Source organism: Treponema sp. OMZ 305 (assembly GCF_024181325.1).
Classification (GTDB): Bacteria; Spirochaetota; Spirochaetia; order Treponematales; family Treponemataceae; genus Treponema.
Window position 1 is genome coordinate 1372826 of the sequence record NZ_CP051300.1, and the last position, 20570, is coordinate 1393395.

The following is a 20570-nucleotide window of genomic DNA, read 5'->3' on the forward strand; positions in this document are numbered from 1 at the left end:
TGTTGAAAGTGGTATAGAGATGTGTTAGGATTGATAGAGGTGTGGATATGGAAAATTCAATAAAGTCATTAAACGAGTATTTAAGTCTAACTTCTACTTTCATTATTCCTTATTATCAACGCGGATATATATGGGGTAAAAAACGTGATTCTAAGAAAGATTCGGCAGCATACATGATTGACAGTATTATAGCAGCTTTTGAAAAGAAGCGAGAGCTATTTTTGCAAGGTATTATTACTACTAAACCTAAAAATAATGAAGTGATATTAATAGATGGACAACAGCGCACAACCTTTTTTTATCTCCTGTTACGCTATCTTGGTTCAGACCGTATATTCAAAATAAAATATGAAATCCGTAAAGAATCCGATTCATTTTTTCAAAATATTGCAGAAGTTGCTCAACAGTCACGTGAAGAATTGGTAAAACAAGCAAAAAAAGATGAAACCGAAAAACATCAAGATATATATTATTTTAAGAAAACAATACGGATAATACATGAAGTTTTAAAAAAGAAAACTCCTAATGAGTTGCACGATTTAGCAGTATTTTTGTATGAAAACATAAAGTTTTTATGCATATCTATACCGGACGATAAAGCGACAACCGTTTTTTCCATGATGAACGGCAATAAAGCGGTGATGACACCGGAGGAACTCATAAAAGCCGAATTATTACGTTTAGTATCGTTAGATAGCAATAGTGATGAAGATTCAGCAAAACGATGGGAACAAGTCTTATTGCGCGGAAAATATGCACGGGAGTGGGATAGATGGCTCTATTGGTGGAATAATAATAGCGTAAAAGAGTTTTACGGCATGAAAGAGCAATCAAATAACACGCTCGGTCTTTTATTAACAACATATTATGAAATACACAAAGAAAAAAATACAGATTATTCTTTTGCAGAATTTAGAAGTCTCTTTTTAAAAGAAAATTCAGCTCAAAAAGCGCATGATCTTTTTTATGATTTACGCCGGTTACAAAAGAAATTCGAAGATGTATATAACAGCACTGGCAACACGGTGGAGTTGCATAATAAAATCGGTGCAATAGTAAAAATATTTAAAAAGAAGGATCGAATGGACTTTCTTGTCAATTATTTTTCCGATCATATTACACAAGATGAATTGGAAAAATGGTATAAATATGTATTTTTAAGTCTTACCTATAATGATATCAAAAAAGCATTAGCAGCTGAAAAAAATGCTGAAGATGACGAACCGATCATTGAGAATGATGTAAAGGATTTAATTAACGCAGTTTCTGATAATGATTTATACAATAATAATGATTATAAACAATATGCGTATTTGCAACTTTTTAGATTAAATATTGAAGAAGATACAAAACTCGGCAGAGCTTTTGATTTTTCCTGTTGGGATAACGGAAAGAAATCATTAGAGCATATTTTACCACAATCAAAAGCATCCGGAAAAAATGACCATTGTATCGGAAATCTTGTCCTGCTTTACAAAAATGAGAATTCTGCATTCGGCAACAAGAGTTTTGAAGATAAAAAACGAATGTATTTTGATTTTTCTGAAAATTTTAAAAGCCGTCATTTACTGCATACTATGTCCGTATTTGCAGGAAGCTGTTGGGGAAATAAAGAAATAGAGCAGAATAAAGAGAAAATAATAGCGGAGATAAAAAAGTATTATGGTTACACAAAATAAAACCTTTCAGACAGGGAAAGAATATTGCTTAGGGGATATATTCAATGGTGAGAATAAGATAATTATTCCCGATTTACAACGTGATTATTGCTGGGGAGACAAAGCCGGTCTTGTAGAAAACTTTACGGATAACCTTATTGAACTCTTTGTAAAAGATAAAAATCAGCATATCACTATGGGGCTCATATATGGATACGAGGAGCCGTCCCATTATCTGCAATTATGCGATGGACAACAGCGTCTTACAACGCTTTTTTTATTACTCGGTCTGCTCAATAAGCGAACGGAAAATTCTTTTGAGCAGTATATTACTGATAACAAAGAGCCTCGTTTACAATATGCAATACGGGAAAATACGCTCTATTTTTTATTCGATCTTGCCGGTAATTTTTTTGCCGGGGATAATACAACCCTGAATGTTGAAGATATACGAAAACAGCCGTGGTATTTTAAAGACTATGATGTGGATCCTAGTATACAAAGTATGCTGAAAGCCTTAGATATCATTGATAAACGGTTAACGTCTCAAACTATAAAAGATAAATATAAGGCTTTCGGAGAGTTTCTAATAGATAAGATATTTTTTCTGTATTATGATATGGAAAATCGTAGAAACGGCGAAGAAACCTTCGTGATTATTAATACCACCGGTGAACCGCTTACCGAAACTGAAAATCTAAAACCCCTTATGTTATCAAAGATTACGAATGAAGAAAAACAAAAATCTGCAAGCAAAGACTGGGAACAATGGGAAGACTTTTTTTGGCAAAATCGACACAAAAATGATACTGCGGATATCGGGTTAAAGGAGTTTTTTAGATGGGTTGTATTATTGCAATTTGATATAATAAACGATAATAAAACGGCTTTCCAAAATATGGTCGACTCTATGCCGAGTACCGAACTGAGAAAGATTGATCTTGAAACGGTGAAAAAGTATTTTTCTATTATTACGTTTCTTTTCGATAAAGAACTCATTGATAAATTTGACTCATACCTAGCGCCGCAGGAGCAAAACGATCAGATTACATTATTTAAAATCTTACCGGTAATTGAATATATCGCTCGATTTGGCCAATCGGATATCGAAAATATTAAACGGGTAATACGTTTTTTCTTTAATCTTTCACGAGTGGATAACATGAGCAAGGCCATTTCGGAACAACTACCTGAAGCTCTCAAAATTATAAAGAAGTTGCCGAATACCGATATAACATCTCTATTGAAACTTAAAGATGAAATTTCAAAAACCTTATTAACCGATGAAGAAGCATTTAAATTAGCTTTGTATAAAACCGGAGGAAAAGAAAGACAAAACTATGAAAAGCGATTTTGGGCAGCAGAAGATCATCATCTATGGAAGGGTGAAATAAAGCCGCTATTGCAATGGAGCTGTAGAGATGGGGTACTCGATAGCAGCACCTTTGATGTAGCACGTTTTGATGAATACGATAAAACCGTTAGGCAGATATTTTATAATGGCCCTAAGGATCGGAAGCTCGATATCACCAGAAGAGCGTTACTGACTATTCTACCGTCGGATAATTATCCTAAGATATTTAGAGGAAATACAAATTATTCTTTTTGTTGGGAGTATAAGGATTGGAAAACGCTGATTTATGAGAATAATAAAGGTTTTCAATCTTTTCTTGATATACTGAAAGATAAATCCAATATACAGAATGCAGAAAAAGATATGATTACCAAATGTATCGATGATATAAAAGGTGGAAAGCGTACATTAGATTATGATTTAGATAAATTCTTGATATATCCTGAAATGTTAGCCTATTGCAGGCGAAAGAACATACAATGGTATGATGAAACAGATAACTGGATATTAATTCCGAAAATACGAGCTACAACCTTTCGTGATTTGGAAACGTATGTCTTTTATTTAGAACTTATTCCACCTGAACAATCGCAATTTTTAACGCAAAATCTGACAAAAGATCGTGATGATGAAGGTTATCGATTTACGATTAATAGTATACATTGGAAAATATGGTTTTATGCAGAATCTAATGATGGAAATTGCTGCGTATTTTCAAAAGAAGACAATTCTTGCATTATTGATTGCGCATGGGAAAAGAAAAATAATGGAATAGATATATATGCAATTAATCTTCGTAATGGGAAGAATGAAAATAAAACAAAATCTGAATTTAGCGAGTTTGCAAAACAGTTGGGTATGCACTATTCAGAAGCACGTTACCGGCTATCCGATTTACATCAAAAAGATGTTCATAAAATAGTAGAGAAAATAATCACTGACTTATCACACTAACCCCAATTTAACCTTACAACAAATAAACTTAAAGGAAACTCTAAAAACAGTTGCTTCTGTCAGAATCACTGCTCCAGAGTTTCCTTATACGTGGTTGGTTATTTTTATAACTTCAATTCACTCAAATATCGGGAGACATTAAAATATTTTTTTAAGAATTTATGCCATTCGAGAGGATAGTAACCGCCCTTCGTTCCGCTGGTATGACGGAGGAAAATGATATCGATAGGATGTCCGCCAAGCTCTATGCGGCAATAACGAGGATAGGCATTGTTGATTTTATCATCTCCCCATTTTTCTTTTTTAATAGTAAGCCCCTCGTATTCCAAATTGGTTAATACATCAAAGGCTTTTACACCCAATGAAACAACCGTATTCGGTTTGAGTATTTTTATCGTTTCTAAAATGATATGCCAGCCGGCTTGAAAATCGGAATCGTCGGGGCGTTCTTCGCTTGCGCTGAGGAGCCGCTGAATAATGACTTGGTAGACAAAGCTGTCAGAAATTGCCGTCATTTCTTCTTTGCTCAGCTCTTCATCATAATCTCTATTCAATACTGTTTTTTCAAAATTGCGGATAACGTTTGTTCCTTCCTCGCCGTTTTGATGCATACCGATAAAGCTGCGGGTAAAATCGATGCCGTACTCGTCAGGACTGTCGCCTGCGCAAAGATAGTGGCTTTCTCCCAATACCATCAGCTTTGTCTGACTTGCGGAATAGTTCTTTCCTATCCACGGCAGCCAGTGAAGATTGTTAATCCGTAAAAGTTGTTCATCGATTTTTTTGTTCATTTTTTTTCTCCTCATATTTTCGTACGACATTTGAATATTCTTGTCTCTTATCTTCTGACCCTAGGATTACTTCACCGTTCTCATCAAAGATAATATCAAATTCTGAAGAATATAAATATTTATCTGACCATAACTGTAGATTTTCTATCGGGATAGTTTTAATCAATTTTCCATCAAAAGAAAAAATATTACCGCCATAAAAAAAATTCTTTCCTAATTTTACAATACCTAAATTGTTAGTAAAATAATCACCTCTTTGAGTTGTTATCTCCGTATTGTCTTGAAGATTTCTAATTGTCAGTTCTTCATCGTCGTAAATAAGATAACCATCTCTAAGATAAAAATAAGATTCTGGAAAATCAGCTCCGGTTATTTTAAATTCATATACCACATCGCCCTTTTTATTTATGATAAAAAATGAATTAAATGATTTTCTAATCCATGAATATCCACCGATAAACGGACTAGGCAACTTTGAGCGATGATGACATTTGAATTTTGGCTTTATTGCAATCTTTCCCTGATTATCCATGAATCCCCATTCTTCTTTTGCATTTTGAACAGCAATAAGCCCCTCACTGAAACCATACGTTTCAGGAACGTTATCTACATCTACATAAACTTCAAACAGTTCTTTAAAGTCTTTATTTACTGCTATGGTTTTATCATCTGCATACACAATTGCAATATCTTCTGAAAATGGGTAAGCTCTATAATATCTTGGTGAAACAACTTTTCCTTTTTTATTTACAAAATATTTTTCCGCATACCATGTTGTTATTAAACCAACTTCTGAAGAGAAAGGTGTCAATATTGTTATCGGACATCTCATGCCTGTAGTATCTATATCTATTTTTTTTCCGTCCGGCGTTATATAAAACTTATTTTCCTTAAAATCTTCTGCTATTGCCACGCCATTAATAAATGGCATGACTGTTTTATATTGAGCTTTTATGATAATTTTTCCGTTACGATCAATATAGCCATACGTATCTTTTTTCCATTCATCTTGATACGGAAATAAATCTTGGCTGTAGAGTGTTAAGACTACAGTGATACAAAAATAAAAAATACCGATAATTTTTTTCATACAGAACTCCTATTATTTTCAAAATATATGAACAGTTGGCGAATTTTTTATTACCAACTGTTCAATTTCCCTTTTATAACGCGGGATGGTGTTTCTTATACGGGCTCTTGCTACAGCTGCCGCTTGTCAAACTGGATAATGAAGAATATTTCGTTCCACAAAACTTACAGGTATACTGACTTTTTTCAGCCCCTTCATACAGCTCGTGGTATTTTCCTTCCGGATTACGAGAACAATGACCGGAACTTAAACTTGAAACGCTCGAATAGTTTGTACCACACCATTTACAATAAAATTTCTGTGCCATAATAATCTCCTTTTGGCATTTATTTTTCGAATTGAATACGTGTAACCTATTTGTTGTTCCTGTACAAACAGCATTTGCTGAATTTACATGAGCTATCATTTTGTTAACATCGCTCCAATTCAATGAAATCTCTTCCATAATACCCCCCCCCCCCCCTCAAAAGTCAAGTATGAAAATATTTTTTTGATTCACAAGTGCTGAAATAGTATCTATTGCTCTCAATCTGCGCTTTCCCTTCAGTAATTGTCCCAACGACTATACTAGACCTGTTCGATAACTGCGTTTTCGAACAGGTCGCCGAGTTCTAAATCGCACAAATAGCACGATTTAGAACATCGCATTTCAAGGTAACCTGTTCAGAAACGGAAGTTTCCGAACAGGTTTACTCATAGCATAGTCAGTCTATCAGGCGGTGATAGAGGTGAAAAAATCTTTTTAACAACTGATATTATTTGAATAGTGTTCGTCTTCTTCATAAACGATGTGATTGACTGGAAGCTCAAATTTTTTCTCGATAATTTTTGCATGTTTTATTAAAAACCAATTGCCATGATATGTTATTTGATTTTCTGTGGCTTGCAATAACACATCATCATAAAAATTATAGAGTTCATAGATTGTCTGTGTTCTATATGCTGCCGTAAGCAATACCGCTTCTTGGTGTGAAAGATGTAAGGTATCAAATAGAAATTCAACAGGAGTTATATCATTAAGTATCTTGGTTATCCGTGCTGAAACATTTATTTTCTGAGGAATGATATACGTATCATTGTTATTTATCTTGGCGGAAAAGAAAATAAGCGCGATAATTTTAGCAAGGTTTTCTCTCTGCATAAAAACACAACGGCAAAGATTTATCGTAAAAATGGAATCGGTCGTAAAATTGTCGATGGCAGCAGCGATTTTCGTATCTTCTTTAAAATTTACATCCAATTTACTCCCGTATTCAAACGGATGATTGTAATTTTTTCCCGGCGTAAATACCGTTAGCTGTTTTTCCTTTATCCCTTTTTGAATAAATGCTTGCACAATTGTTTCAGCTTGTGTTTCTTTTTTTAGACGCACAATGAGTGCCTGTAATAATATCAGTAATGATTTATACTTATCCAGATGTTTACTATTCGAACATAGATTATAAAGATACCCGGCTACAGTCATACATTCCTGCTTACTTTCATCATCGATAAATCTTATTATATCCGTCTGCATAGTTCCCCCGCTTCCCCGTGTGATTGTCCCAACAACTATACTAATAGCATAGTTAGTCTATCAGGCGGTGATAGAACGGACGTATTTTTAGAATATCAAAAGAAGAAAATCGCAGAAACTCTCTATCTTTGCTATATTGGTTACATGGATGTTACACGGAACTTGCCGATAGGCATACAAAGCTTTGAAGATTTACGGGAAAAAATTTTCTTTATATTGATAAAACTGATTGTATATTTCGGCTTGCCCATACCAGTAAGGTATATTTTTTAAGCCGTCCGCGCCGGTTTGGGAAAAGCCTTTTGCTCTCTACATTAAAAGCATACTTTCTCGGTCAAAAAGAGCTGTTTAGCGGTCTTGCAATAGAAAAACTTGAAAATGCCGAGGCCGGAAATCGGGAACTGTGGCAGGAGTATCCGGTGCTGTATTTGGATTTTAATGCGAAAGCGTATACCGATGAACAGGCATTGCTCGATATTTTGAATGTACATCTCCGCGATTGGGAGGAAGCTTTTGTGGCGGAACGAAGGGATGACGCACCGGACAGCCGGTTGAAAGACCTTATTCAACACATCTATCAAAAAACCGGTAAACAGGTTGTTGTGCTGGTAGATGAATACGATAAGCCGCTTTTGGAAACAATGAACACCGATGAAGCATTAAACGAAACATATCGCCGTATTCTAAAAGGTTTTTACGGTGTGTTTAAATCCTGCGATCAATATCTTAGGTTTGTATTCCTAACCGGTGTAACAAAGTTTAGCAAGGTCAGTATCTTTAGCGACTTGAATAATCTCCGCGATATTTCGCTTGATCGTGACTATGCTGCGTTGTGCGGAATTACGCAGCAAGAGCTGGAAGCAAATTTTCAGCCTGAAATACAAATACTCACAGAACCGCCATGGATGGCGGTGGTTCCAAACAGCAGCAAGTTTCGGTCGTACCGAAACTTGCTATCAAGGAATGTACAGGGAGGTACATTCCTTGATGCAGGCGCGGTATTCGGAGATGGAATAGATGAGGACACACCTAACACATGGGTAGCAGAGACTTTGGTGGTTTAACTTGACAGTCTGTTTTTTATTTACTACCATAATTTAGTATTATGCAGTCGGATGCTTTCAGATTTCAGGCACAAGAAGATTTTTCCAAAGCGCGCAATAAGGCATGGATCAATGAGATGCAGAATGTCATGCATCCCGATAAAAAACGGCTTCTTTCATTGAACGACGTAAAAAAGATTTTAAAACCTAAGAATGAGGTGTATGTCGGGCTTAAAACAGTTCCGATCAAAAAGATTGTCGGCAGTGAGGGGCGCTATAACGATTTTGACAATCATTTTTTCCCCCGTTCAAATGAATTGAAACAACGGTGGGTTAATGTCGATCAAGCTCATTTGTCCGATATCGTGTTGCCGCCCATTCAACTGTATGAGCTCGGCGGATTGTATTTTGTCCGGGACGGGAATCATCGTGTGTCGGTGGCAAAGATGCAGGGCGTTGAGTTTATCGATGCTGAAGTGATCTCGCTGCAAAGCGAGGTGCAGCTGCCGCCTGATGTTAGGCTGGACACGCTGCTCGATGCAGTTATCCGTTATGAAAAGCGGGTGTTTTATAACGAAACCCATTTCGGCGATCTGACCGATTATTGGGATTTGGACTTTACCGCAGCCGGCCGCTACGATGTCATCTATAATCATATTCTTGTCCATAAGTATTATATGAACGAGCAGCAGCATACCGAAATCGATTTTAATGATGCGCTGATTTCTTGGTTTAAAACGGTCTATCTTCCGGTTATCGCTGTGATAGATAAATATAAGCTGCTTTCCGATTTTAAAAATCGGACGAAGAGTGATATCTATGTTTGGATTGTCAAGCATTGGGATAGGCTCAAACAAAAGAACGGCAACGATTTCAGTCTTGATGATGCCGCACGGGATTTCCTTGCATTAGAGAAAACGGCAAAGGATCAAACGCCATCGGTGCTTGCAAAGCTTAAAGCAACGTTTTCGAAGCTTTTTAAAAAATAGGCATGGGGATGTCTCAAAAGTTGGTTATTTTCGGAACAGCCCCGTTTGCCGGTAACAGCTTTTCTTTAATCAGCACTTCCTTAGATTTTTCCGACTAAGTCAATTGAAGGATACAGGGTATTTTCGCCGGGGTGCCATTTTGCAGGACATACCTGATCGCCGTGCGCTGCAGTAAACTGGGCGGCTTGAACCTTACGCAGCAATTCGGAGGCATCGCGTCCGATGCTGTTATCGTGCACTTCGTATGCTTTGATGATACCGTCAGGGTCAACAACAAAGGAACCGCGGAGAGCAACCCATGTTTCAGGTACAAGGATACCCAAGGAAGCAGCAAAAACACCCGCTTTATCGGCAATCATTTCATACGGCAGAGTACTGATTGTCGCACTTGCATCTGCCCATGCCTTATGCACAAACTCGCTATCGGTAGAAACGGAAAATACCTTGCATCCGATTTCCTGAAATTCCGGATACAGCTTACCCAAATCGGCCAATTCGGTCGGACACACAAACGTAAAATCTGCGGGATAAAACATAAACACGGACCAATTACCTAATAATGACTCAGTCGATACCGTAGTAAACTTTCCCTTGCAGTAGGCAGGCAAAGTAAAATCAATAATCTTTGTTCCGATTAAATTTTCCATAAGATACTCCTATAACTTAAATTGATAATCGTTACGATAATAGTGAAACAGCTGCTCAATGTCTAGTACAGGGCAACTGCGATATTATGTTTTTTGCATAATGAGCCGATACTTATAGACGAATATGTCTAAGCATCGTTATTCCGTCTGTATTTTTATTTTTTCTCTTGCCGTTTATTCAGCCGCCGGAGCTGATACCCTGCATATATTGGAAAAAGGCGAAACGCTCTATGCGTTAAGCCGCAAATATTCGGTGCCGGTTGCTATTCTCTTGGAACGGAATAACATCAGTGATGCAGGTAAAATTACGGTTGGGCAGAAAATTTACATCCCCGAAACATACACGATACAAAAGGGCGACACCCTTTACAGCATTGCAAAAAAATTCTCCGTTACCGTTGACGCGCTACGGAAGGCGAACAGTCTTTCCGATTCTGCCGTCTTAAAAGTCGGAAAAATATTGATTGTACCGGAACGAGAAAAAACTGCCGTTGCTGCAGCTCCTAAGAATACAGGGGCAGCGCAGCAAAATCCTCAAGCTTCATGGGAAGATCCGCGTTCATATACAAAAAAAGCAATCGACAAAAAGCTTCTGTGGCCTGTTCCCATCTCCGATATTTCGTACCTTTCGGGAAAGCTCTATGGTGTCGCTATCGATTCGACGGCAAACGCTTCCGTACAAGCTATCGCTTCGGGACGCGTTATTTCGATGGGACCGCACCGAGGGTACGGGCAGGTTATCTTTATTCAGTCAAAAACAAAGTATGTCTATGTATACGGGGGGCTGGCGCAGATACTTCCGCAAGCAGGTGCGCATATTACCGTCGGTCAAAAACTTGGTACCCTTGCCTCAGATTCGCTTACCGGTACCCCGCGGCTTTATTTTATGGTATACAAGAACAATAAACCGCTCGATCCCGCAAAGGCGCCGAGAGGTCAGTAATTGCAACGTTCTTAAAATGCCCGAAATATGAGCGGATCCCTTTTTACGATTTTCCTACTACCGTTTTGAGGACTAACTATGGAATTTAAACATCTTGAGGTATTTGTAAAGCTTGTAGAAAATTTGAGTTTTTCTGCGGCGGCCGAAGAATTGAATATTTCCCAGCCGACGGTAAGTCTCCACATCAAACAGCTTGAAGAAGAACTTGACAGCCCGCTCTTTATCCGCTCAACACGGGAGCTGAAAATTACAGAAGAAGGAACGCTGCTCTATCGCGAAGCCAAGGATTTATTGCAGCAGCGTTCATCGCTTATTGATCGGTTTATCAATCCCAATCGAAAAATTCTACGGCTCGGTGCGTCTACCATTCCTACGGGATATATCCTTCCCTTTGTGTTAAGCCGCTTCAAAAACAACCATCCCAATACGCTCATTCAAGTTGAAGAGCAAAACAGTTATGAGACTATCAAACGGATTTCCGCACGAAAGGTAGATGCCGGTATTGTCGGTATGAAAACTGATGATGAAAACTGCGAGTTCTATCCGATTTATCAAGATGAGTTTGTCTTTATTACGCCCAATATCCCCTATTATCGGGCTCTGCAGCAGATACGGCCGGATATAAAGCGGCTTGCGCAAGAACCGCTCATCGTACGGGAAACCGGTTCCGCCGTAAAACAGAATATGGATTTGATACTCACCGCCGCGCATATTTCTATCGAATCGCTCCATATTATTACTACAATTAATAACATCGAAGTGATTAAGCGGCTTGTTATGCAAGGGGTTGGAACCTCGTTTATTTCAAAAATCGCAGTTGATGATATGATAAGCCGCGGCGAGCTGCTTTCTTTTTCACTTGAAAATATCCCGCATCGATACCGCGACCTGTATCTTGTATGGAATAAAAAGATTATGCTCCCAACATATTTACAGGAATTTTTAGATTGCGCACGCCTTTACAAAAAATCCGTAAAGAATAACGCAATCTAAAAAGCCGGTTTCCGGTGGCTTTCCTATATTCCTACACTCCTTGGAATTGTAGCCATCGGGCAAGAGCGCCTGCAATAGAACTGAACGGGGGAGTTCCCGTCTGCGCGTAGTCTTCCAATGCATAGCCTATCTTGGTAAAGAAGGCGGTAATGCTGGCCAAACCGGCGGTTACCATCAGAATTCCGAAAAAGATAATGAGGATGCCTGCCGTTATCTTTACGCCGCGTGCATGTTGTTTAAACCAACGCAGTAACGGTTCCGTTTTATCAAAAAACAGCCCGACCAACAAAAACGGAATGCCAAGGCCGAGCGAATATACGCCAAGCAGAAAGGCTGCTTTTACGGCATTCCCCGACTGAGCGGCAAACAGAAGGATGGACGATAAAATCGGCCCGATACAGGGACTCCATCCGGCGGCAAACAACATCCCGAATACAAACGCCTTTGAAAAACTCGCAGCAGTGTTTGGCGCTTGTGCTTTTATCTCCCCGCGTAAAAACGGAATAAAATCGAAAAGCATGTTAAGGCCGAGAATTATGACAATGGCTCCAGCAATCCGCATAATGACGCGGGGGGCAGAACTGCCGATAAAACGAGCGCCTGTCCCGAAGAGAATAGCGAGCAGCACAAATACCACCGTAAACCCAAGTACAAAGCTGACACTGCGCAGGAAAAGGCGCATACGACCGCTGCCGCCTTCTCGAATTTCCGTCAATGACTCACCTGAAATAAACGAGAGATACACAGGAATGAGCGGCAGGACGCAGGGGCTCAAAAACGAAAGCAGTCCTGCAAAAAACGCCCCGAATAAACCGGGAAGAGACGCACTACCCATCGGCTAATTCCTTGAGCAGTTTTATCAATTCCGCTTGGTCATATTCCATCGCACCGATACGCGCGGCAATAACTTTTCCCTCTTTATTAACCAGATAGGTAGAAGGAAGACCGCGCGCCGCAAAGATGGACGATACCGCATTTGATTCATCCAAATAGATGGGAAATGTATACTTATTTTTTTCGATAAAGGACGAAACTTGTGTGCGATGCTCACCGGCATTGACGGCAACAATCCGGAAGTTTGTGCCGCTCATCTTTTTGTATAGGCGCTCGATGGAAGGCATTTCCGCACGGCAGGGCGGGCACCATGTCGCCCAAAAATTGAGGAGCGTGATGTTACCGGTAAAATCACTCACTTTGACAGGATCACCCGTAAGCGCAGGTATCGGCGCGGTTATAGGCAGATCGATCGGCTGGTCATACACATAAAACCCGAGCGAACTGAGCGCTGCAACAGGATCGGTAGAGGTCTGTTGATTTGCAGAACTCTGCGCTGCCGCAGAAGCAGTTTTCCGCGCCTCAGAATCCGACATCGTTGCCGAAGCAGCGGATTGTGTTTGCTTAGCGGAACAGCCAAGCGCAAGGAAACCAAAAGCAATGCATAAATATAATGTTTTCATTTTCATGCACACAAAATAGTATATTTACGGCAAGAAGTCAAATATTCGGAATGATTTTTAATTAAATAATTTTGAAAGATTCTCTAAAATATTTCTTGAGCTGCCGATGCAGCAGATTGGGCAGGGTAACTTCATCAGAAATATGTAAGCACTTAGATCTTTTTTGTGCAAAATTTTGAAGAAAATTTTGCACAGTTTTTTCAGTAGCAGGGCAAATGCATTAGGTAGAGTAGAGCAAAAGCGCAAAATAATTGGGACTGTGAGACCATTTGAACCGCAGTCAGAACTGCCAAGGATGGCAGAGGTGATAAACAGAAACAGGTTTTTGAAAAAACCGGCAGCCAAGGAATTGACACGGATGGCAATTCCTTGGCGTTACTCTGGTTGAACAGCCCCAATTATTTTGCGGGGCTACTAGAAACAGTCTGATGCGTTTGCACGATAGGTTCCTTAAAATTTAACAGTCGAACAAAATATCAATTTTTGAGACTGTTGAATCCGTGCGCGATAGCGCACACGTCAATAAGCGATGTTTGCGTAAGCAAACTCGTAGCGTTTTTCAGCCGCGCTATTTCAGCGGCTGAAAATAAACCTTGACTTTTTTTCGTTCCTATTGTATATATATAACATATTCGCAGTGAAAACTGCGCGTCCAAGAGATCGTAGCTCATTTGGATAGAGCAACTGCCTTCTAAGCAGTAGGTGGCGGGTTCGAATCCCGCCGGTCTCATCTTATCCCCATCAATCCCCAATAGTAATGCTTCATATCATCCCTTTTATCTTTCATCCATGCAAATCACCGGTTCAAAGTTTTCTTTCATGATAGCGATTGCCCTGAAATCGCCATGCGCCGTGTTGTATATTCACGGTGGCTCTTGTATAATGGTAGAAGCATCTACTTACTCGCGTTTTTAGATGTTCCCATTATTCATGAGTTGAAGGGAGTTCAAAGGGCGATGAAAAAATCCGGTATTATTGTAACGATCATATCCCTGACAGTCCTGATAGCAGGCTGCGGCAAAGGTTCAAGTTCAACCGATGCAAATCAAAAAGCGTATATCGCAAAGCTGCAAGAACAGACGCAGCGCAAGTACAATGATCCGAATATTTCAGACTTTGAAAAGCAGTTTTTGCCGCAGTATGCAATAGAAACGCCCGAACCCGAACAGGACTCCAAAATACCGGCATTTAAAGCTCCTGCGCTGCAATCATCGGCAAAAGATGTCTCGGTTATTCCCGGGATACGGGCGCTTACGGCATACAAAACCTCCTACACGCCTCAATTGACGGCAGAGACCGGCGAGCAAACCAAAGGCGTAGCGGAAACCATCGACCTTCCGCAGAGCGGAGCGCTCACGGTTGCCGATTGGGGACCGAAAGGCAAGATTCCCGCGGCGGTAACCTCGCCGTCCTTTTATGTCGTGTTCTCGCTGCCGGTTAAGGCAATCGGCGCCCTCGGCAAACCGGAAACGGAGTCTCCATACCTATCGATTAGTCCAGCCGTAAAAGGTGTGTTCCGCTGGTACGGCTCGCGGTACCTTGCTTTTGAACCTGCAGAAAGCCTTAAACCCGGACAGAAATACACGATAACCGTTAAAGACAGCGTACAAGCGCTCAACGGAAAACAAATAGAAGGGAAAAGGCAGTTCACCGTTACCAGCGAAGTGCTCCGAATCACCTATTCCCAACCCGGCTATATGCTGCGGAAAAACTCCGACCGGTGGATACCCATCAATACCGACAACCTGATTCCGGAAGCGGCAAACGATGTACAGCTCCGCTTCAATTATCCTGTACAGCCTGCCGAACTGCAATCGATTCTTTCCGTATCGGTACAGGAAGCAGGGAAACAAGCGGTTCCATACCGTCATACCGTTACCCGCCCCGAAGGAGAAAACGACTTCAACGTATTGGTGAATATCAACGGCAAAATCCCCTTTAATGCAACGGTTACCGTAGCGGCAAAACGTCCGGACGGCTCCCTCACCACAGCGCAATACCATACGCTCAAGCCGTTTACCTGCAAGAACGCATCGGTTTATCATAGCGACTACGGCTATAAAAACCCGATAGCCCTCCGGTTCTCCCATCCGGTGGATAAAAAGACCATACTCAACAATATTTCCATAAAACCGGCGCTTACATTCGGTGAAAAAAACATCGAAGTGCACAATGCAACATCGTACTATTCAACTGTGCTGATTCACGGCTTACCGGTTGCGCCCCAAGAAACATACACCGTTACCGTGCAAAACGGCATAAAGGACACCTACGGCAGAGTTCTTGCCTCCGCTGCATCCTATACGGTTACCGTTCCCGATGCGCCGAGTTTTGTGCAATATACCGATACGGGGCATCTGATGCTGGAAGCAGCGTATCCGCATAAATACCTCTTTGAATATCAAAATATTCTTTCCCCGTCGAGCTATGCAATCGCAAAAACCGACAATCCGCTTGATCTAAGCTCATGGGGAGAGGCTTATGACCGTTCAAGGGCAAAGACCTTAGATACTTCCGTGCGGAATAAACGGCTATTTGAACTCGCCGACCTTGACCCCTACCTTGAAAACGGCAAAGGTTTTGTCTGCATCGATACGGAAATAACCCTCCCGCCCTATTCTCAGCGGGATAAAAACCCTCGCGTCAACCGCCAAACCTCGACCGTGCAGGTAACGGACCTCGGCATTACCGTCCGTTCCGCGCTCAATAAAACCGTTGTGCTGGTTTCTAAGCTCTCGACAGGGGAACCCGTTGAAGGTGCTTCGGTATACCTGTACGACGCGGAAACCGATAAGAATGAAGCGGTCAGCCCCGAAGAAGGTGCGCAAAATCCCTTTGTCTCCGGCACCACCGATAAAGAAGGGCTTGCCGTCCTTCCCTACGGAAGCAAAAGTATCCGCTTTTTCCGCAATGCGAAAAATTATACTGCCGTATTTGTAGAAAAAGATGGAGATAAAGCTGTTTTCTATCCGCATACCCACAGCCCGTGGCGCTTCGATGTTCCTGCAGCGTACTATCCGTCGGAAGTTGCAGAAACACATCAGCGGACGTTCCTTTTTTCAGACAGAGGGCTGTATAAACCCGGAGAAACGGTTTCGTTCAGAGGTATCGACCGCACACAAACATTCAATACCTTCACGCCGTACGAGGGGCAGTACACCGTTACGTTATCGGGTTATTCATCGGAAGGAGATGAGGTAGACGTTGCAGAGCAAGAAGGCACCTGTACCGATTCGGGGAGCTTTTGGGGAGCATTCGACTTACCGGAAGATTTAGCGCCCGGCTCCTACAGCCTGACCTACCGGCGGACTGACGACGATAACAACAGCGAAGCACAGGAATGTCCCATCACCGTTGCGTATTTTGAAAAGCTGAAATTTCAGGCGGAAGTAACTATGCCGCAGCAGCCGGTCATTATGGGAGATACCATCAAAGCGGCAGTATCCGCCTCGTACCTTTCGGGCGGAGGGCTTGGCAAGGCTGCATATAGCGGAAGCTGGATGCGTCAAGGAGCCTCTTTCAGCCCTCACCATGCGGCATTAAAGGACTATCGGTTCGGAGTATCGGGCTATGGTATCGATCATGTTGCATCGTTTTCCGGAAAACTATCGAACACGGGTACGGCGGAACTTTCCTGCCAAGCGGCAGCTTCGGAAGGCATTATCGGCCTCCCCTATCGCTACAGCACCGAGGTTTCGATAACCGACATCAGCAATCAGCAAATTTCCGCACGGAATACCGTTATGGTGCATCCGGCAGCGCTCTACATCGGGCTTGCACGGCCTGAAAACCTTACCGGCTTTGCGCAAAAGGGACAAAAGCTCACCTTCCCGTTCATCCTCGCCTCCCCCGACGGCAATCCGCTTAGCGACACCAAACCAGCCGCAGGAGATTTTACCGTTGAGCTGATCAGGGAAAACTGGAAACTCGTGCAGGAGCGCGGCTCGGGCGGTAGCATTTACTCAAACTACGAAAAAGAAAACATCACCGAGCATACGGCAACCGTGAAACCCGCTGCAAAGGGAACGGTGCAGGTAACGCCGAAAAATGCCGGTTCATATATTCTGAGTATGAGCGGAACCGATACCGCAGGGCGCACGTTCAAAACCGATTACCACTTCTATGTTACCGGATCGGGCGCGAGCTTTTGGGATCGCGATTATGAAGATGCCGTGCGCCTAACGCCCGACCAATCGCTGTACAACCCCGGCGACACTGCCCGCATTTTGATGCAAAGCCCGCTCCCTGCGGGAAGATACCTCATCACGGTAGAGCGCGAAGGTATTTTTACGGAAGAAGTCCGCGAACTCGACGGGAATACGCAAGTTTTGGAAATCCCCATCGCAAGCAACTATATTCCCGTGGTGTATGTCGCAGTGTCATCCTATTCGGTACGGACAAAGGAGCCGCAGCACAAGCACGGCGAACTTGACCTTGATAAGCCGAAAGGCATTTTCGGTATGACGCCGGTCTTTGTAAATACCCGCGTCAAAGCATTCTCCGTCGAACTCGCCGCGGATAAGTCTGTGTACAAGCCCGGAGAGGAAGCAACCGTTACACTGACGGCGACAAGAGGCGGTAAGCCCTTGGCCAATGCGGAACTCACCCTGCTTGCCGTAGACCGCGGTGTCCTCGATTTAATAGATTATCACGTGCCCAATCCGCTCGACTTCTTCTATGATCCCGACAATTTCCAGCTCGGCGTCATCGGCGGAGATTCCCGCGCGTGGCTGATGGATCCCGTTATGGAAGAAGCGAAAACGCTTGCAGGCGGCGATTCGGACGGCGGGAAAGGGGATGATGAAGCAGAACGCAGCAACTTTAACCCGACCGCGGTATTTATTCCTATCTTAAAGACGGATTCAAACGGTAAGGTGACGGCAACCTTTAAGCTGCCGGATACGCTGACCAGCTACCGGCTTACCGCCGTCGGAGCACATACCGACCTTTTTGCCCTGCACGAAGAAGAGATTATCGTGCAGAACACCGTCAACATCCTGCCGGTTATGCCCCGCCGCCTCCGTGAACGGGATACTGCAGAATGCGGCGTCCTCATTTCCAATGTGGACACCCGCGCTCATAGCATTACGATACGCGCCTCAGTCCGCGAACCCTGCTCGCAGGATGATTCCGCTGCCGATGCACAGGGCGGTAAGCAAGGCAGCGCGGGAAATGCCGCCGCTCAAAAAAATGGACAGGGGCAAGATACCTCTACGGTCGGCATACCGCACCGCGGAGCCGCCTTTATCGACGGGGAGACAACGCATACGGTTACCGTTGCAGGCGGGCAGCAGGCGGCGGTCTACTTTGATATTGCAGCGGTAAAGGCGGGCACGGTAGAGGCGGTGTTTACCGTTTCTTCCGATGCGCTCAAAGAGAAACTGATTCAGCCGCTCGTTATCGAACGACCCTTTGTCTTTGAAACCGTAACTTCAACCGGCGCTATCGCAAAAGATGAAAACGAAGCAGCCGAGGGGCTGATCATTCCGTCTATGGCAGATGAAAATACCGGATCGCTCAGTCTGACGCTGGATTCAAGCGGACTCGGCGCGCTGTCGTCGGCTATTGATTACGTATTCGACTATCCGTTCCTCTGCATGGAACAGCAGTCCGCCCGCATTCTACCGCTCGTCCTGTTTGAAAACTACATCGACGTATTCTCGCTTAAAAGTAAGGTACCGAATGTCCGGCACACGGTCAAAAAAACGATGGCGGCATGGGCGCGGGAACAAACGTCCGAAGGCGGCTTCCCCTACTGGCAGGGCGGCTGGTACGCGGACTTTTATGTCAGTTTACGGATTGCGCATATCTGCGCCGCCGCACAGCAGCGCGGATACAGCCAAGATGATATTGCCGTCAATACAAAAAAACTGACCGACTATATTCGCTCGCAGCTGCTTGCGAAGAGGAAAACGCTCTCGCCGTACTTACAAGCCTACGCCTGCTTTGTACTGGCAATGAACAACGCCGGTTTTGATGAAAGTATTTTGACGGCAGTTCAAGCACGTGTGATTCCTCAGCTGGAAGACTACACCGCGCAACCGAATGATCTTGCAGCCCTTGCATTGCTAAGCTTAACCTACACGCATCGGAACCGCGCCGGAGATGCAGCGAAGGCGGCGAAGTGTACGGAACGGATCATGAATGCGTGCCGCTTTACCACCCGCAGCGTATCGCTCGCGGTGCCGCCGTTACAAGGCTACCGATTCTGGTACGAGAACGACCTTTCCCTCGACTTAGCGCTTATTCTGCAGAGCTTGGTAAAAGCGGTGCCCGACCATAGCCGCGAAGATGCGGTACGGGCAGTGCTGTACACCCTGTTGCAGCGTCAAAAGGGCGGCTATTGGCAAAATACGGCGACTACTGCTCACGTGTTGGAAGCAGTGTACGAATATATTCAGTATGCCCAGCTTGATGCTACCGACCTCACCGCTGCGGCATCACTGCCCGGCGGAGACCTACTCACTGCGGCGTTCAAAGGAGCGGCAGCAAAACCGGCTTTCCAAATGTTCTCCTTTAAAGAACAGCCGGTGTCGGGAGCAAAGCGGGATACCCTGCTGCCGCTCCGCTTTACCAAAACCGGTACGGGACAGCTCTATTACACTGCCTCGCTTGCGTATGCACTGCCGCAGGAACGCCAGCAGCCGCGCGACGAGGGGCTCGGCGTTTCCTGTACTATCCGCGACATTGCCGCAGATACAATCGTAACGCCGGATTCGGAGAACAGCTCGATGATCACCCTCGAAAGCGGCAAAACCTACGAAATGGCAATCCGCCTCTCGTCGGGAAAGGACTATACGTTTGTCGCACTGCGGGCGCCCATTCCGTCAGGCGCGGAAATTTTAGACGCAGCCTTCGTTACCACTGCATCAAACGATTACGAGGAAGAAGATACGGAAAAGCCGTGGACTGATTGGCGGGATCCAAGTAAGCAACAGATATACGACAACGAAGTTCAGTATTTCTGGAACAGCTGGGACAAAGGCGGCACCACGGTACGCTTTAAGTTCCGCGCAGCCCGCCGCGGCGTATTCCCCTGCCCGCCTGCAACCGCCGAGTGTATGTACGAAAATGAAATCTTCGGACGAAGCGGCGGAATGCTCTATGTGATTAAGTGATGGGTAATAAGTAATGG

General features: G+C 43.3%; 12 protein-coding genes, 1 tRNA gene and 1 pseudogene. 8 read left to right on the top strand and 6 right to left on the bottom strand.

From position 1 onward, the window contains the following. Window positions 1-47 precede the first annotated feature (47 nt). On the top strand, window positions 48-1679 hold the full coding sequence (locus ABK01_RS06155; RefSeq protein ID WP_253674954.1) for a DUF262 domain-containing protein: 1632 nt from the start codon (window positions 48-50) through the stop codon (window positions 1677-1679). Continuing rightward, on the top strand, window positions 1663-3966 hold the full coding sequence (locus ABK01_RS06160; protein ID WP_253674955.1) for a DUF262 domain-containing protein: 2304 nt from the start codon (window positions 1663-1665) through the stop codon (window positions 3964-3966). Before ABK01_RS06155 ends, ABK01_RS06160 begins: the two co-directional genes overlap by 17 nt. Window positions 3967-4070: 104 nt before the next feature. Here ABK01_RS06160 and ABK01_RS06165 read toward each other — a convergent pair whose 3' ends face one another. From ABK01_RS06165 to ABK01_RS06175, 3 genes are all read right to left on the bottom strand, one after another. Beyond that, a complete protein-coding gene (locus ABK01_RS06165; RefSeq protein ID WP_253674956.1) occupies window positions 4071-4757 on the bottom strand; it encodes a uracil-DNA glycosylase family protein in 687 nt (228 codons plus the stop codon). Next, window positions 4738-5847: a WG repeat-containing protein gene (locus tag ABK01_RS06170; RefSeq protein WP_253674957.1), complete on the bottom strand. Its 1110-nt coding sequence runs from the start codon at window positions 5845-5847 to the stop codon at window positions 4738-4740. The genes ABK01_RS06165 and ABK01_RS06170 overlap by 20 nt, the downstream gene beginning before the upstream one ends. Window positions 5848-6589: 742 nt before the next feature. After that, complete coding sequence (locus ABK01_RS06175) at window positions 6590-7363, bottom strand: hypothetical protein (RefSeq protein WP_253674958.1); 774 nt, start codon at window positions 7361-7363, stop codon at window positions 6590-6592. 144 nt (window positions 7364-7507) lie between these two features. Here ABK01_RS06175 and ABK01_RS06180 point away from each other — a divergent pair. Further along, a pseudogene (locus ABK01_RS06180) lies at window positions 7508-8259 on the top strand (AAA family ATPase); the annotation flags it as partial. A 209-nt stretch (window positions 8260-8468) separates the two neighbouring features. Then, a complete protein-coding gene (locus ABK01_RS06185; protein ID WP_253674959.1) occupies window positions 8469-9395 on the top strand; it encodes a transcriptional regulator in 927 nt (308 codons plus the stop codon). An 80-nt stretch (window positions 9396-9475) separates the two neighbouring features. On the opposite strand, the gene ABK01_RS06190 is transcribed toward ABK01_RS06185, so the two are convergent. Continuing rightward, complete coding sequence (locus ABK01_RS06190; protein WP_212564927.1) at window positions 9476-10042, bottom strand: redoxin domain-containing protein; 567 nt, start codon at window positions 10040-10042, stop codon at window positions 9476-9478. A 124-nt stretch (window positions 10043-10166) separates the two neighbouring features. Between ABK01_RS06190 and ABK01_RS06195 the strand changes: the two genes are divergently transcribed. Both ABK01_RS06195 and ABK01_RS06200 read left to right on the top strand, forming a co-directional pair. Continuing rightward, on the top strand, window positions 10167-10985 hold the full coding sequence (locus ABK01_RS06195) for a M23 family metallopeptidase (protein ID WP_253674960.1): 819 nt from the start codon (window positions 10167-10169) through the stop codon (window positions 10983-10985). Between the two features lie 78 nt (window positions 10986-11063). Beyond that, window positions 11064-11978 carry a selenium metabolism-associated LysR family transcriptional regulator gene (locus ABK01_RS06200; RefSeq protein WP_253674961.1) on the top strand — a complete coding sequence of 305 codons (915 nt, stop codon included), beginning with the start codon at window positions 11064-11066 and terminating at the stop codon, window positions 11976-11978. A 31-nt stretch (window positions 11979-12009) separates the two neighbouring features. On the opposite strand, the gene ABK01_RS06205 is transcribed toward ABK01_RS06200, so the two are convergent. Both ABK01_RS06205 and ABK01_RS06210 read right to left on the bottom strand, forming a co-directional pair. Then, window positions 12010-12813, bottom strand: a complete 804-nt coding sequence (locus ABK01_RS06205; RefSeq protein ID WP_212564924.1) for a cytochrome c biogenesis protein CcdA — start codon at window positions 12811-12813, stop codon at window positions 12010-12012. After that, window positions 12806-13435: a TlpA family protein disulfide reductase gene (locus tag ABK01_RS06210; protein WP_230974346.1), complete on the bottom strand. Its 630-nt coding sequence runs from the start codon at window positions 13433-13435 to the stop codon at window positions 12806-12808. The genes ABK01_RS06205 and ABK01_RS06210 overlap by 8 nt, the downstream gene beginning before the upstream one ends. A 656-nt stretch (window positions 13436-14091) precedes the next feature. On the opposite strand from ABK01_RS06210, the gene ABK01_RS06215 reads away from it, so the two are divergent. Next, window positions 14092-14165 (top strand) — tRNA-Arg (locus tag ABK01_RS06215). A 226-nt stretch (window positions 14166-14391) separates the two neighbouring features. Beyond that, window positions 14392-20553, top strand: coding sequence for an Ig-like domain-containing alpha-2-macroglobulin family protein (locus tag ABK01_RS06220; protein ID WP_253674962.1), 6162 nt, complete (start codon window positions 14392-14394; stop codon window positions 20551-20553). Window positions 20554-20570 lie beyond the last annotated feature (17 nt).

Excerpts from the sequence above, each read along its gene's own strand:
- ABK01_RS06155 (WP_253674954.1), top strand. The coding sequence starts at position 48 with ATGGAAAATTCAATAAAGTCATTAAACGAGTATTTAAGTCTAACTTCT.
- ABK01_RS06160 (WP_253674955.1), top strand. The coding sequence starts at position 1,663 with ATGGTTACACAAAATAAAACCTTTCAGACAGGGAAAGAATATTGCTTA.
- ABK01_RS06165 (WP_253674956.1), bottom strand. The coding sequence starts at position 4,757 with ATGAACAAAAAAATCGATGAACAACTTTTACGGATTAACAATCTTCAC.
- ABK01_RS06170 (WP_253674957.1), bottom strand. The coding sequence starts at position 5,847 with ATGAAAAAAATTATCGGTATTTTTTATTTTTGTATCACTGTAGTCTTA.
- ABK01_RS06175 (WP_253674958.1), bottom strand. The coding sequence starts at position 7,363 with ATGCAGACGGATATAATAAGATTTATCGATGATGAAAGTAAGCAGGAA.
- ABK01_RS06185 (WP_253674959.1), top strand. The coding sequence starts at position 8,469 with ATGCAGTCGGATGCTTTCAGATTTCAGGCACAAGAAGATTTTTCCAAA.
- ABK01_RS06190 (WP_212564927.1), bottom strand. The coding sequence starts at position 10,042 with ATGGAAAATTTAATCGGAACAAAGATTATTGATTTTACTTTGCCTGCC.
- ABK01_RS06195 (WP_253674960.1), top strand. The coding sequence starts at position 10,167 with ATGTCTAAGCATCGTTATTCCGTCTGTATTTTTATTTTTTCTCTTGCC.
- ABK01_RS06200 (WP_253674961.1), top strand. The coding sequence starts at position 11,064 with ATGGAATTTAAACATCTTGAGGTATTTGTAAAGCTTGTAGAAAATTTG.
- ABK01_RS06205 (WP_212564924.1), bottom strand. The coding sequence starts at position 12,813 with ATGGGTAGTGCGTCTCTTCCCGGTTTATTCGGGGCGTTTTTTGCAGGA.
- ABK01_RS06210 (WP_230974346.1), bottom strand. The coding sequence starts at position 13,435 with ATGAAAACATTATATTTATGCATTGCTTTTGGTTTCCTTGCGCTTGGC.
- ABK01_RS06220 (WP_253674962.1), top strand. The coding sequence starts at position 14,392 with ATGAAAAAATCCGGTATTATTGTAACGATCATATCCCTGACAGTCCTG.